Annotated in this window: 12 protein-coding genes; 5 read left to right on the forward strand and 7 right to left on the reverse strand. The window is 64.4% G+C overall.

The genetic code is table 11. The features are described from left to right. The first annotated feature begins 2 nt into the window (after window positions 1-2). The 3 genes from H1204_RS20970 to H1204_RS20980 are packed head-to-tail and all read left to right on the forward strand — an operon-like array spanning window position 3 to window position 2,721. On the forward strand, window positions 3-212 hold the full coding sequence (locus H1204_RS20970; protein WP_042314487.1) for a DUF1656 domain-containing protein: 210 nt from the start codon (window positions 3-5) through the stop codon (window positions 210-212). After that, the gene (locus H1204_RS20975) at window positions 209-1,222 is read left to right on the forward strand and encodes an HlyD family secretion protein (protein WP_180732559.1); all 1,014 of its coding nucleotides are present in this window, start codon (window positions 209-211) and stop codon (window positions 1,220-1,222) included. Before H1204_RS20970 ends, H1204_RS20975 begins: the two co-directional genes overlap by 4 nt. Further along, window positions 1,219-2,721 carry an efflux transporter outer membrane subunit gene (locus tag H1204_RS20980; protein ID WP_180732560.1) on the forward strand — a complete coding sequence of 501 codons (1,503 nt, stop codon included), beginning with the start codon at window positions 1,219-1,221 and terminating at the stop codon, window positions 2,719-2,721. Before H1204_RS20975 ends, H1204_RS20980 begins: the two co-directional genes overlap by 4 nt. A 6-nt stretch (window positions 2,722-2,727) precedes the next feature. Here the strand turns inward: H1204_RS20980 and H1204_RS20985 are convergent, their stop codons facing one another. The 3 genes from H1204_RS20985 to H1204_RS20995 all read right to left on the reverse strand — a co-directional run bounded on the left by H1204_RS20985 (window position 2,728) and on the right by H1204_RS20995 (window position 8,108). Continuing rightward, window positions 2,728-3,540 carry an alpha/beta hydrolase gene (locus H1204_RS20985; RefSeq protein ID WP_180732561.1) on the reverse strand — a complete coding sequence of 271 codons (813 nt, stop codon included), beginning with the start codon at window positions 3,538-3,540 and terminating at the stop codon, window positions 2,728-2,730. A gap of 52 nt (window positions 3,541-3,592) precedes the next feature. Further along, a complete protein-coding gene (locus tag H1204_RS20990; protein ID WP_180732562.1) occupies window positions 3,593-4,825 on the reverse strand; it encodes an MFS transporter in 1,233 nt (410 codons plus the stop codon). A 1,039-nt stretch (window positions 4,826-5,864) separates the two neighbouring features. Next, window positions 5,865-8,108: an NADP-dependent isocitrate dehydrogenase gene (locus tag H1204_RS20995; protein WP_180732563.1), complete on the reverse strand. Its 2,244-nt coding sequence runs from the start codon at window positions 8,106-8,108 to the stop codon at window positions 5,865-5,867. A gap of 417 nt (window positions 8,109-8,525) precedes the next feature. Between H1204_RS20995 and H1204_RS21000 the strand changes: the two genes are divergently transcribed. Together H1204_RS21000 and H1204_RS21005 are read left to right on the forward strand one after the other, a co-directional pair. Then, complete coding sequence (locus H1204_RS21000) at window positions 8,526-9,662, forward strand: MBL fold metallo-hydrolase (protein WP_180732564.1); 1,137 nt, start codon at window positions 8,526-8,528, stop codon at window positions 9,660-9,662. 212 nt (window positions 9,663-9,874) lie between these two features. Beyond that, a complete protein-coding gene (locus H1204_RS21005) occupies window positions 9,875-10,240 on the forward strand; it encodes a hypothetical protein (protein WP_180732565.1) in 366 nt (121 codons plus the stop codon). A gap of 120 nt (window positions 10,241-10,360) precedes the next feature. Here the strand turns inward: H1204_RS21005 and H1204_RS21010 are convergent, their stop codons facing one another. From H1204_RS21010 to H1204_RS21025, 4 genes are all read right to left on the reverse strand, one after another. Further along, window positions 10,361-11,071: a DUF899 family protein gene (locus H1204_RS21010; protein ID WP_180732566.1), complete on the reverse strand. Its 711-nt coding sequence runs from the start codon at window positions 11,069-11,071 to the stop codon at window positions 10,361-10,363. A gap of 33 nt (window positions 11,072-11,104) precedes the next feature. Continuing rightward, the gene (locus H1204_RS21015) at window positions 11,105-11,758 is read right to left on the reverse strand and encodes a glutathione S-transferase family protein (protein WP_180732567.1); all 654 of its coding nucleotides are present in this window, start codon (window positions 11,756-11,758) and stop codon (window positions 11,105-11,107) included. Between the two features lie 184 nt (window positions 11,759-11,942). Beyond that, window positions 11,943-12,674: an FprA family A-type flavoprotein gene (locus H1204_RS21020; RefSeq protein ID WP_180732568.1), complete on the reverse strand. Its 732-nt coding sequence runs from the start codon at window positions 12,672-12,674 to the stop codon at window positions 11,943-11,945. Window positions 12,675-12,728: 54 nt separating this feature from the next. Next, complete coding sequence (locus H1204_RS21025; protein ID WP_180732569.1) at window positions 12,729-13,067, reverse strand: DOPA 4,5-dioxygenase family protein; 339 nt, start codon at window positions 13,065-13,067, stop codon at window positions 12,729-12,731. Window positions 13,068-13,132: the final 65 nt, after the last annotated feature.

The raw sequence follows: 13,132 nt of genomic DNA on the forward strand, positions 1-13,132 counted from the left end.
AAATGATCGGCGAAATCGACATTCTCGGCGTCTTTGTGCCAGCCGTGCTGGTGCTGATGTTCATCGCCTATCTGGTGAACCTGGTCTTGCGCAACCTGTTCGCGCGCATCGGCGTTTACCGCTTCATCTGGCACCGTTCCATTTTCGATCTCGGCATTTATGTTCTGGTGCTGGGGCTTGTCGTCATCGTTTCGCACCGGTTCATAACGTGAAAAAAACCTGGTTCTCCGTCGGGCAGATTCTGCTCACTCTCATCGTCGTCGTGATCGCAGCGGTCGTGCTGTGGAAGCTGGTCGACTACTACATGTTCGCGCCGTGGACGCGCGACGGTCACGTGCGCGCCGACGTGATCCAAGTTGCGCCGGACGTATCCGGCCTCATCACCGAGGTCAAGGTCGTCGACAACCAGCAGGTCAAGCAAGGCGAGGTGCTGTTCGTGATCGACCAGGCGCGCTATGCGCTTGCGCTGCGCAACGCACAGGCCACCGCGCAGCAGCGCCGCGCGACGCTCGATCAGGCGCGCCGCGAAGATGCCCGCAACCGCGCACTCGGCAATCTCGTCGCGCGTGAAGTGGTCGAGGAGACGCATTCGCGCGTCGAAACGGCGACGGCCGCGCTCGCCGACGCCGAAGTCGCGATCGACACGGCGCGCCTGAACCTGCAGCGCACGGTGATCGTCAGTCCTGTGGACGGCTATCTGAACGATCGCGCGCCGCGTGTGGGCGAGTACATTTCGGCGGGACGCGCGGTGCTGTCGGTGGTCGATATGCATTCGTTCCGCGTCGACGGCTACTTCGAGGAAACCAAGCTGCACGGTATCGATATCGGCCAGCCCGTCGACATCAAGGTAATGGGCGAACCGGGCGTGTTGCGCGGCCACGTGCTGAGCATCGTCGCCGCGATCGAGGACCGCGACCGCCAGCAAAGCCAGAACCTGCTGCCGAACGTGAACCCGGCGTTCAGCTGGGTGCGCCTCGCGCAGCGCATTCCCGTGCGCGTCGCGCTCGACGAAGTGCCCGCCGACTTCCGCATGATCGCGGGCCGCACGGCGACGGTGTCGGTGCGCGGCATCGGGCCTTCGATGGGACGGCGCCCGGCGGCATCGGATGCGGCGGCTGCATCGGCTGCATCGGCTGGCGCGGGTGCTTCGACCACGGGGGCGGCTATCGTCGGCACCGCGCCGTCTAGCGCCACCCATCCGGCCTCGGGCGCATCGCAATGAAACGCTTCCCGTCCCTCTCGGCAACGCGCGCCGGCCTGGCGTTGCTGCCGGCTTTGCTGCCTGTTGCCCTCGCTTTGAACGGCTGCACGACGGTCGGCCCGAACTACAAGTTGCCGGAGAACGCGGCCGTCAACGCGCCGTATGCGAACGCGGCCATCGACGGCGCGGACAAGGCGCCCGTCACGCAACAGGCCGTGCCGTCGAAGTGGTGGCGTCTGTATGACGACCCGGTGCTCGATCAGCTGGTCACGGAAGCTCTGTCGTCGAACACCGATCTGCGCGTCGCCGCGGCGAATCTCGCACGCTCGCGCGCCCAGCTCGACTTCGCGAACGAACAGGGCGGTTTTTCCGGCAAGACGTCGGCGGCCTTCCAGCGCGCGCAGGAGTCTGCCGAACAGTTTCTGCTGTCGGAAAAGATTCCCGTCGTCAACGAAGGCGCGCTGGATCTGAGCGTGTCGTATGAGATCGATCTGTTCGGCAAGCTGCGGCGCGGCGTCGAAGCCGCGAAGGCCGACGACGAAGCCGTCGAGGCCGCAAGCGACCTCGCGCGCATCACGGTCGTCGCCGATGTCGTGCGTGCCTACGTCGAATCGTGCTCGGCAGCGGACGAACTGGAGATTGCGCAGAAGTCTTTGGCCTTGCAAAAGGAACGGGTCAAGCTCACGCAGCGGCTGCGCGACGCGGGGCGCGGCAACCAGCCCGATGTGACGCGCGGCCAGACGCAGGCCGACACGCTCGCCGCCGATATTCCGCGCTTCGTCGCGCGCCGCCGCGCCGCGCAGTACCGGCTCGCGATGCTGCTCGCGCGCGCGCCATCCGATCTGCCGCCCGCCGCCCTCGCCTGCAGCCGGCTGCCGCATCTGAAGCAGCCGATTCCCGTCGGCGACGGTGCGGCGCTGCTCAAGCGCCGCCCGGACGTGCGCCAGGCCGAACGCCTGCTGGCGGCGTCGACGGCGCGCATCGGCGTCGCGACGGCGGCGCTGTATCCGACCGTGAGCATTGGCGCATCGGCGGGGTCGGTCGGCGTTGTCGACGATCTGTTCGGCCCGACCACGAACCGCTGGGCGTTCGGTCCGCTGATCAGCTGGACGTTCCCGATCAACGGCCAGCGCGCGCGGGTCCACGAAGCGGAAGCCGCGACGGGCGGCGCGCTCGCGCACTTCGACGGCGTCGTGCTGAATGCGCTGCGCGAAACGCAGACGAGCCTGTCGACCTACGCATCCGATACGACGCGCGCCGATGCATTGCGCACCGCGTACAAGTCGGCCGTGCAGTCGGCGGACGAAACGCACCGTCTCTACGCTGCAGGCCGCGATACGTTCATCGACGATCTCGACGCGACGCGCACGCTCACGACCGTTGCCGCGCAGGTTTCGGCGGCCGAAGGCCAGGTCGCGGTCGATCAGGTGAATCTGTTCCTTGCGCTCGGCGGCGGCTGGGAAGAGGAGGAAAAGAACGACGCCAACGCGACCGCGAAAGTCGGCGCCAAGGCGGACTGAGCCGCTTCAGCCGTCCGCTTCGAAAGCGGTTCCCACGAACCGCTCGATCACGCCATTGAACAGCGTAGGCCGTTGCAGCGGCGCGAAATGGCTGACGTTCGGCAGCACGATCAGCTCGGCCTCCGGGATGCTCTGCGCCAGATACACGGCGTGGTCCTGCTTGATGAACTCGTCGTGCTCGCCGATCGCGACGATCACGCGCACGCGGATCTGCGCGAGATCGTCCGCGGAGTAATCGGGCTGCGTGCGCTGCATCTCGCTGACGGCGGCGACGAGCGCGTCGAACTCGCCAGGCGTTGCCGACAGCGCCTCGTAGTCCGCGCGATGCCGCCTGAAGCAGCGGTCGATCACGGGCGTCGGCACGAATGGCTTCGCGCCGCCGGGGTCCATATTGCACGCGAAGAAGAACACGCCTGCGACGCGCTGCGGCGCGCGCCGGCCGAGAATCAGCGCCGTGCACGCGCCGTCGCTCCAGCCGATGAACGCTGCTTGCTGTACGTGTAGAGCGTCGAGTACGGCGAGCACGTCGGAGGCCATCAGCTCGTAGCTGTACGGTTGCGCGTCGCGCGTGCTGCGGCCATGTCCGCGGCTGTCGATCAGGATCACGCGGTAGCCCGCCGCAACCAGCGCGGGCACCTGATAACCCCAGTTGCCGCGATGCCCGAGGCCGCCATGCAACAGCACCACGGGGTGGCCCGCGCCGTAAGTGGACCAGGCGATGCGCGCGCCCGCGTTGTCCACGAATCCTTCTTCCTGCGCTTCGGGCAGCGGCGCCGCCCCGTGGGCTTCGAAGTGTTTCAGCTCGTCGTCCGATTGCATGTCGATGGCGCTCCGTGAAGAAAAGCTAGCGTTTCATTGTGACAGTACATGCTCAGTCGGCGCTGTCGGGCGTCTGCTTGTTCAGCGGCGCAACGTGCACTCGACGCCGCCCCGCGCCGAGACCCACGAGCACGACGATCAGCCCCAGCGCGCCCATCCCGAGCGAGATCGCCACAACGACCGCGCTCATGCGTCCATTCCCCGAAAACATGCCGACCAGCAAGCCCGCCAGCGGCTGCGTCAGGTTGTTGAGCATGATGACGACGCCAAGCGTTTTGCCGTAGTCCTTCGCGGGAATGATCGCCTGACGCACGCTGCGGATATAGATGCTGAACATCTTGTCGAAGCCGACGATCAGCAAAAAGCCCGCGACGTAGCCCCACACGGAAGGACTCACGCCCGCCAGCAACCCGCCCGCGAAGATCGCGAGAAACGACACGATCCCGAGCGCCTTGCGCGGAATCCGCACGCGCGCGATCAACAGCAGAATCACGATCGTCGCGATCGCGCCCGCCGTCTGCACGAACGCATAGAACGCATCCGGCCGGCGATGCAGCCCCGTCACCATCGCCGCCGAGGTCGCGAGCGTCACGCCGATCACGAGATTCTCGGCGGCGGCCAACGCGACCAGGCGGCCCAGACCCGGCAGCCTCACCACGTGCGCCAGCGCCGTTTTCACGGGCGCGCGCCAGTCGCCGTGTGCATGCCCGTGCGGCGTCCATTCGAAAGCGCTCGCGCGCTGCCAGAAGAGCGTCGCGCCATCGGCGGCGAAGAACAGCACGGCCGCGACGCCGACGACGTATTCCCAGCGCCACCAGCCGAGCAGCAAACCTGCCAGCATCGGGCCGAGCACCACGCCGACCTGATCGGCGATCTGCGCATACGAGAGCACCTTCTCGAAGCGCTCGGACGTGAATACCTGCGGGAGCAGTACTTCGCGCGCGACGAGCCCCTGGCTGGTCAAGGTGCCGCACACGGCGGACAGTGCGATCAGCCAGCCGATGCCGCCTGCCACCGCGAAGCCTGCGATGCCTGCCGCGCACGCCATTGCGCGAAAGCGCTGGCTCGCGCGCAGCACCGTAACGGGCGACATGCGATCGCACAGCGCGCCGCACACGGGAAACACGATATAGCGCGGGAATGCCTCGATGAAGAACGCGATGCCGGACCATGTCGCTTTTTGGGTCGTCTGGAAGACGACGAGCGGCACGAGAAATAGCAGGATCTGGTCCGCGAGCCGCGAGAAGAACAGCGAAGCGAAGAATGCCTGATGGTGAGCGCGCATGCAGTTGGGAGGTGTTTGTGCGTTGCACGCGGCTCAAGGTTGAGGGTTTGGCTCGTGCGGACGCTGTTGGTGTTCTGGTTCTGGTTCTGGTTCTGGTTTTGGTTTTGGTTTCGCTGTCGCTTTTGCTTTCGCTGTCGCTGGCATCCGCGCCATGGTGTTTGCCGTTCACGCGTTGCCCCTGTGCGGGGCGGCACCTACTTTTCTTTGCCGCCGCAAAGAAAAGTAGGCAAAAGAAAGCGGCTAACACCGCCAGCTCTTGACGTTCGCCTGAGGGCCCCCACCGGTCCCGCACTTCAGATGATAACGCGCTGTTCCCCGCCCGTTGCCATCGCTCTTAACAAGCGCCTCCCCCGCTTCCAGCACCCGTACATCTGCCAGCGGCAGCGAATGGTTGCGGCCGCCCAGGTGGCAAACTGTGTGTAGGTTGTCGCACCACACAAGTTCGCGCTCTTACCAGAAACACCGACCTTGCTTTCCAGTCCGGAGTAATGCCTGTACGGCCCGAAAGCCTCCGCACAGGCAGCCGCTTTAGAACGCTGGAAGCTTGACGCGGTGTGGATGCGACGCGGGGTGTGAAACAGGTGATGCGCACAGAGCAAGCGTTGCGACGGGCCTGTGTTTTTCAGTCCGGAGTGATGCGTGTACGGCCTGAAAGCCTACACACAGTTTGCCACCTGGGCGGCGGCGGACTATCTGGCACGGTGTGTTGCTACGCGGGGGTGTGAAGCGGGTGAGGCGCACCGCAAGCGCGCTGGCAACGAACGTGGGTCACATGATTGCCGTGTGAAGCGTAAGACCCTTTGGGGGCCCTCAGGCAAGAAGAAATGTTGGCGGTGTGAGCCGCTTTCTTTTGCCTACTTTTCTTTGCGGCGGCAAAGAAAAGTAGGTGCCGCCCCGCACAGGGGCGACGCGTGAAGCTAGATAACAACACGCGGATGCCAGCGAAAACACCTGCAAACCAAACCGCCTGCGCAGCAAAAAGCCCGCACATCCAAACCAGAATGCGCGGGCTCCGCCTAAACCACTACAGTCAGAAAACTTAAACCGTCACCGCTGCAAGCGCGTTATTCAGCGTCTTACTCGGCCGCATCACCGCTTCCAGCTTCGCAAAGTCCGGCTGGTAATAGCCGCCGATATCGACACCCTTACCCTGCACGTCCGCCAGTTCACCGACGATCGTCTTCTCGTTCTCCGTCAGCACCTTGGCCAGCGGGCCAAACTTGGCAGCAAGTTCCGCGTCATCCGTCTGCGCGGCCAGCTCCTGTGCCCAATACATCGCCAGGTAGAACTGGCTGCCGCGGTTATCGAGCTCGCCAGTCTTCGGCGACGGGCTCTTGTTGTTGTCGAGCAGCTTGCCGGTAGCAGCATCCAGCGTCTTCGCCAGCACCTTCGCGCGCGCATTCCCCGACTTGATACCCAGCTCTTCAAGCGACACAGCCAGCGCCAAAAACTCACCCAGCGAATCCCACCGCAGGTGGTTCTCTTCGACCAGCTGCTTGACGTGCTTCGGCGCCGAACCGCCCGCGCCCGTCTCGTACATGCCGCCGCCCGCCATCAGCGGAACGATCGACAGCATCTTCGCGGACGTGCCCAGTTCCATGATCGGGAACAGGTCGGTCAGGTAGTCGCGCAGGATGTTGCCCGTCGCCGAGATCGTGTCCAGACCGCGAATCACGCGCTCCAGCGAGTAACGCATCGCGCGAACCTGCGACATGATGTGGATCTCGAGACCGTTCGTGTCGTGATCCTTCAGGTATGCCTGCACCTTGTGGATCAGCTCGTTTTCATGCGGACGGTACGGGTCGAGCCAGAACACGACGGGCATGCCCGAGTTGCGCGCGCGCGTGACGGCGAGCTTGACCCAGTCGCGGATCGGCGCGTCCTTCACAAGGCACATGCGCCAGATGTCGCCCTGCTCGACCTGCTGCGTGAGGCCGCTCAGCACTTCGCCCGTCGCGTTGTCGACGATGCGCGCTTCGCCGTCTTCGGCGATCTCGAAGGTCTTGTCGTGCGAGCCGTATTCTTCCGCCTTCTGCGCCATCAGGCCGACGTTCGGCACCGTGCCCATCGTCTTCGGATCGAATGCGCCGTTGGTCTTGCAGAAGTTGATGATTTCCTGGTAGATACGCGCGAACGTGCTTTCCGGGATCAGGCACTTCGTGTCGGCGGGACGGCCGTCGGCGCCCCACATCTTGCCGCCTGCGCGGATCATCGCGGGCATCGATGCGTCGACGATCACGTCGTTCGGTGCGTGCAGGTTCGAGATGCCCTTGGCCGAATCGACCATCGCCAGCGCCGGACGGTGCTCGTGGCACGCGTGCATGTCGCGGATCACTTCGTCGCGCTGCGATTCCGGCAGCGCCTCGATCTTCGTGTACAGATCGACGAGGCCGTTGTTGACGTTCACGCCCAGTTCGTCGAACAGCTTCGCGTGCTTGGCGAACGCGTCCTTGTAGAACACCTTGACCGCGTGGCCGAAGACGATCGGGTGCGAAACCTTCATCATCGTCGCCTTCACGTGCAGCGACAGCATCACGCCCGTCTTGCGCGCGTCTTCCATCTGGTCTTCGTAGAACTCGACCAGCGCTTTCTTGCTCATGAACATGCTGTCGACGATCTCGCCGTCCTGCAGCTTGACCTTCGGCTTCAGCACGATCGTCTCGCCGCGCTTCGTGACGAGTTCCATGCGGACTTCACGCGCCTTGTCGTTGGTGATCGACTTTTCGCCGTGGTAGAAGTCGCCATGCTTCATGTGCGCGACGTGCGTGCGCGACGCCATGCTCCACTCGGCCATGCTGTGCGGGTGCTTCTTCGCGTAGTTCTTGACGGCGGCGGGCGCGCGGCGGTCCGAATTGCCTTCGCGCAGAACCGGGTTGACCGCGCTGCCGAGGCACTTCGAGTAACGCTTCTGGATCTCTTTTTCTTCGTCGTTCTTCGGGTCTTCCGGATAATCCGGAACCTTGTACCCCTTCGACTGCAGTTCCTTGATCGCGCTGATCAGCTGGAACACCGACGCCGAAATGTTCGGCAGCTTGATGATGTTCGTGTCCGGGTCTTGCGTCAGGCGGCCCAGCTCGGCCAGATTGTCCGGCACGCGCTGCTCTTCCGTCAGGAATTCCGCGAACTCGCCGAGGATACGGCCGGCCACGGAAATGTCGCTGGTCTCGACATTGACGCCAGCCGGAGCGGTAAACGTACGGATGATCGGCAGAAAAGCACTCGTCGCGAGCAGCGGGGCTTCGTCGGTCAGGGTGTAGATGATCGTAGGTTGCTTGTTACTCATCGCTTTGCTCTTGGTCGAGAAAGGTTGGGAAATGCCGCCGGCGACGCCACGGCCGACGCGAATGCCCCGAATTTTGCCTTATTTTGGATTTTGACGGTTTGAATCGTGCCGGTCGAAACGCGTTTAAGGCAAAAAAATGCACGATTTGCGCCGCTTCGCTGCTTTTTCGTCGCTACGAACGGCACTTCATTGCATTTTGCAACTCGGGCACAGGCACAATTGTTCCGCTAAGCGGTGTTCGCGACAAACGGACGCAGATCGAGATTGCGCCCGACGGATGGCGTGAGGATGAACGATTCCGCAGCCAGGACGCGATCGAAGGCGACGCTCGTTCCGCCACCGCGCGGGCGTAGTACGCGGCGTCCGGTCTACACTGTTTCACCATCGATTCTACGGCCGCAGCCCATTCGATACACGATGCCATTCCGGTTCCGCTCGCGCCTCGTCTGCGCCGCCATCGCTTTGAGCGCCGCGTCGGCGAATTGCGCCGTCGGCGCGCAGCAACCCGATCCTACGCCTGACAAGCTCGCCGCAAGCGGCATCCATCACGCGCCGCGCACCGAAAACGGCTACGAGAACAACGACGGACCGCTCGCGCGCGGCTCGGTGTGGAAGTGGCGCTGGAACCGCTGGACGCACGGCTTGCCGCCACCGCCGGCGAACGGCTACGCGTTTCCCGTCGATCACCCCGACGTCGCGTGGATCAAGGCGAACCACAGCGACAACACGATGACGTGGATCGGCCATGCGACCGCCTTGTTGCAGATCGACGGCGTCAACGTGATCACCGATCCGATGTTCTCCGAGCGCGCGTCGCCCTTCACGTTCGCCGGGCCGAAGCGGCGCGTGCCGCTGGGCCTCGCGCTTGACGAACTGCCGCATATCGACGTCGTGCTGATCTCGCACAGCCATTACGACCACCTCGACACCGCGAGCGTCGAGGCATTGAACGCGCAGCCTGGCGGGCCGCCGCTCTTTCTCGTGCCGCTCGGCATCAAGGACTGGCTCGCGAAAAAAGGCATCACGAATGCGCAGGAACTGGACTGGGGCGACGAAACCAGCGTTGCCCGTCTCGACTTCTGGTTCGTGCCCGCGACGCACTGGTCCGCGCGGAGCCTCACCGACCGCAACGAGACGCTGTGGGGCGGCTGGGTCGTGAAGACGGCAGCGGGCGCTGCACATCCAATCTCGGTGTACTTCGCGGGCGACACCGGCTACTCGAACGACTCTAAGCGGATCGGCGCCGCATTCGGTTGCTTCGATCTCGCGTTGATTCCCGTTGGCGCGTATGAGCCGCGCTGGTTCATGGGCCCTCAGCACGTGGACCCGCAGCAGGCCGTGCAGATTTTCCAGGACGTGCACGCCGAAAAAGCGATCGGCATTCACTGGGGCACCTTCGAACTGACCGACGAGGCACTCGACGAACCGCCGAAAAAACTCGGCGAAGCGACCCATGAAGCCGGCCTGCCCGATGACGCATTCACGGTACTCCATCACGGCCAGATGATCCGCCTCGACGCATCGACCGATTCACAGTCGACGTGCTCGCGCTAAAACGCGAGCCGCGCTGCACTGTGCCTGTGCAATGCAGCGCAGCAAGAACACCCGATTGTCGGTCAGCACACACTCGGTATGACGCGAGACACACCAAATCCGGTTAAACCCTGTCGTGCAAGGCACAACGTCGTGTTATTGTCGTACACACACGGGTTCGAGCTTTGCTACGCGGAACTCACGTCATATCCGTTACCTTCGCGAGCGTCGCCATGAGTGATGTACGCCATCTTCTAAGCCAACGCGACCGCGTGGAGCTGCTGTGCTGGCTCACGTGCGGAAGCCTGGGCGCCTGGTATCTGAACGAGACCTGGCCCACACCGTCGTTTCACGTAGAGGCCGCGCACAAGTGGCTCGACCGGCACGGGCGCACAGCCGACTGGTTATGCATCGCTAGGCTGTCGGCCCTTGCGCTCGACATCGCGCAGCGACATGCATCGTTTGTCGAAGCCGACTGGGCGCGCGATGCCGTCGAAGAAATTCTCGATACGGACGAACTCGACGCTCAGGCGCGCCTCGTCGTCGCCGTGCTCGGCGACTGCGAACGCGCGCTCGCCGACAAGCGCCTCGCCGACTGATACCTGCGTACACCCGCGAACGGTACGAGCGCCGCGTGCTCGCGGCGCGATTGCGTTCGCCTTCATGCCTGTCTTCATACGCACGCGGCGGCGGCGCCAACGACCCGCCGCGCGTTCGCGTCACCGCCCGTAGTCGAGCTTCGGATACCAGTGCGGATCGCGCCCTTCGGGCGTCATGTCGAAGATCGTCCACATCGGCATCAGATCCGGCGCGCCGCGCGGGTCCTGACCGGGATCGACAGTCGGGAAGCCCATTTCAGCCGCATAGAAATGCCGGATCGTGCCGTCTCGGCGGGTGAAGACCTGAAACGCCGCATCGTCGCCGCCATCGTCGGAGATCGCGCCGAAGTTGCGGCTGTACTCGCCGTTCACGTCTGAATACAGCTTCAGATCGCGCCAGCCGCGCTCCTTTTTGAACGCCGCGAGCCGCTCGATCGGCGAACGCGCGACCACGGCCAGCGCGATGCGCTGCGCAATGTCGCGCGCCTCGCCGTCCCACGCGCTCAGCAGCGACGTGCACATCGGACACGGCCGCTCGCGCTGCGGACCGAACATGTAGCTGTAGATCACGAGCGTGTCCTTGTCGCCGAACAGCCCGGCGAGATCGACGGGCCCCGCCTCGCCGATGAAGCGGTAATCGCCCGAGACGTCACCGCCCGGCGGCAGCGCGCGGCGCTGTTCCGCGACGCGTTCGATATGACGGCGCAGTTCGATTTCCTCCGCGAGCAGCGCGTCGCGGGCGCGGCGGTATTCGACGCTCTCGTTCGGATAGTGCCGGCCGTTGCGCTTCGCCAGTTCGGCGGCGGGCACGAGAGAAGATGCAGAAGACATCGCGGCCTCCCATTCAATTGACGAACCACGAAATCAGTCGCGCTCCGGCATCCCGAGCGGAAACAGATGGCGATACGGCCGCGCTTCCTCGACGGCGCGCGCGAACGAAGGCCGCTTCAACAGACGCTTGCGATACTCGATCACGTATTCGAACTTCGGATCGATCCGGTGCGTCCAGTCGGCATAGAAGAGAAACGGCGCGGCGCCGCAATCCGCGAGACTGAAGCGCTCGCCCGCCGCCCATTCGCGGTCTTTCATCGTGCTGTCGAGCCACGCATAGGCGACGTCGAGCTGCGCACGCGCATCAGCGACACCGCGCGCATCGCGTTCGCTCTCGTCGCGCAGGCTGTCGAAGACGATCTTCTGCTGCGGCGTGGCAATGTAGTTGTCGAAGAAACGATCCATGAAGCGCACGTCGAGCGCCGCGCGCGGGTCGTCGGGAAGCAGTTGTACCGGGCCGGGATGATGCAAGCCGAGATACTCGATGATGACGGTCGCCTCGGCGATCGTGCGTCCCGCGTCGACGAGCACCGGAAAGCGCCGGATGGGCCAGCGCGCGGCGAGTTCATCCATCGCGCCGGGTTCGTCGAGCCGGCGGTAGTCGAACGGTGTGCCGTTTTCGTAAAGTGCGGTGAGCGCCTTCTGGCAGTACGAAGAAAACGGGTGGGCGTAGAGCTTCAAGGTCATCGTCGTCGTCCTTGCTGGCAGATAGCGGACGATATGCCCGCTTACCTTGACGACGAGCGGCGGCGACGGGAATCGACAGAACGCGCGAATAATTTTTTGCTGCGCTGCGGCGTGGGTGGCGGGACGCGTCGTTTATCGCCGTGATTCGTGCTGTCGATTCTCCGGGTCAACACGGCCCGCGCACTCACTCGCGCAGAGACACCGCCAGCCCGCGAAGCAGCGCCGCACCGTCGCCTTGCCATGCGCTGCCGTGCATGCACGCAAGCGTGTGCGGCTGGAGTGTAGCGAGCCGCTCCAGCATCGCGTCGCCGTGTTTCGTATGCGAGTAGTAATCCATGCTGCGCCGGAACGCCTCGCTTGGACCGAGTATGTCCGTGCCCGTCACGGCGGGCGCGTCGGCGCCGCCTTGCGTGAACAGATCGCCGCACAGCAGCGTCTGGGTCGTCTCGTCGAAAAGCATCCCGCATTCCCACGCATGCGGCAGATGCGGTGTCGCGAGCCAGCGCAGCCGGTGGCGTCCGAGATCGACGGTTTCGCCGTCTTCGAGGCCGCGCGCGGGCCGGTCGGCGAGATCGTCGATGGACACCAGCTTGGCAATGCCACTGCACAGCGGTTGCGCCTCGGGCGCGGCAGTGAGCCACTCATTGAGCGAGCCGCACTCGTCCGCTTCGACATGCGAGAACGCGATATGCCGCAGCCGTTCGGGCGGCAACACGGACGCGACCGCTTCGCGCACGAGCGCGAACATCCTGCGCGGGCCGGTATGAAACAGCAGCGGCGCGTCGTCGACGATCAGATACTGGTTGAAGGAGAAGCCGCCCGGCCCGCCATCGAAGAACACAGGCGTGTTGATCCGGTAAATGCTGTCCGCGACTTCATGGACGTTGGTGCCCGACACCGCATTGGTGACCGTCATGACCCGACCTCCGTGCGCGCTGCGCGCGCCACGATGCGCCGCGCCGGATACGCGCTAACCGCCTAACGCGGCGAGATTCAACTGATACGAGCGCCCGATCCACGCCGCGCAATCGCGGTGATCGCGCAACGCGTTGCCCGTGTTCGGATGGATGAAGACGTCCAGCGCGCCGTGATTGAGCGCGAGCCATCCGAACAGTTCCGCGAGCAGTTCGGGGCCGAACGCAAGCTGATACGACCACATCGGATGCGGACCGACGGGACGTTCATGGAAGCGCCCCATTTGGAATCTGCCGTGAAACTGCGCTTCGATGGCTTCGCGCAGCGTCCATGCGGCGTCGCGTGTCGCCTGATCGAAGTACACATGTGCGTGCCAGCTGGCGATTGCCGTCATGGTCCGTTGCGGCCGGAGCCGTCCTTCGTTTCGGGTGGTGCGAGGTTCATCATAGGCGCTCGATC

Origin of the sequence: Paraburkholderia sp. PGU19 (genome assembly GCF_013426915.1) — a bacterium.
Lineage (GTDB): Bacteria > Pseudomonadota > Gammaproteobacteria > Burkholderiales > Burkholderiaceae > Paraburkholderia.

What these genes read in the sequence shown, in the direction of transcription:
- H1204_RS21010 (WP_180732566.1), bottom strand. Translation starts at nt 11,071, where the DNA reads ATGTCTTCTGCATCTTCTCTCGTGCCCGCCGCCGAACTGGCGAAGCGC.
- H1204_RS21005 (WP_180732565.1), top strand. Translation starts at nt 9,875, where the DNA reads ATGAGTGATGTACGCCATCTTCTAAGCCAACGCGACCGCGTGGAGCTG.
- H1204_RS21000 (WP_180732564.1), top strand. Translation starts at nt 8,526, where the DNA reads ATGCCATTCCGGTTCCGCTCGCGCCTCGTCTGCGCCGCCATCGCTTTG.
- H1204_RS21020 (WP_180732568.1), bottom strand. Translation starts at nt 12,674, where the DNA reads ATGACGGTCACCAATGCGGTGTCGGGCACCAACGTCCATGAAGTCGCG.
- H1204_RS20970 (WP_042314487.1), top strand. Translation starts at nt 3, where the DNA reads ATGATCGGCGAAATCGACATTCTCGGCGTCTTTGTGCCAGCCGTGCTG.
- H1204_RS21015 (WP_180732567.1), bottom strand. Translation starts at nt 11,758, where the DNA reads ATGACCTTGAAGCTCTACGCCCACCCGTTTTCTTCGTACTGCCAGAAG.
- H1204_RS21025 (WP_180732569.1), bottom strand. Translation starts at nt 13,067, where the DNA reads ATGACGGCAATCGCCAGCTGGCACGCACATGTGTACTTCGATCAGGCG.
- H1204_RS20990 (WP_180732562.1), bottom strand. Translation starts at nt 4,825, where the DNA reads ATGCGCGCTCACCATCAGGCATTCTTCGCTTCGCTGTTCTTCTCGCGG.
- H1204_RS20985 (WP_180732561.1), bottom strand. Translation starts at nt 3,540, where the DNA reads ATGCAATCGGACGACGAGCTGAAACACTTCGAAGCCCACGGGGCGGCG.
- H1204_RS20980 (WP_180732560.1), top strand. Translation starts at nt 1,219, where the DNA reads ATGAAACGCTTCCCGTCCCTCTCGGCAACGCGCGCCGGCCTGGCGTTG.
- H1204_RS20995 (WP_180732563.1), bottom strand. Translation starts at nt 8,108, where the DNA reads ATGAGTAACAAGCAACCTACGATCATCTACACCCTGACCGACGAAGCC.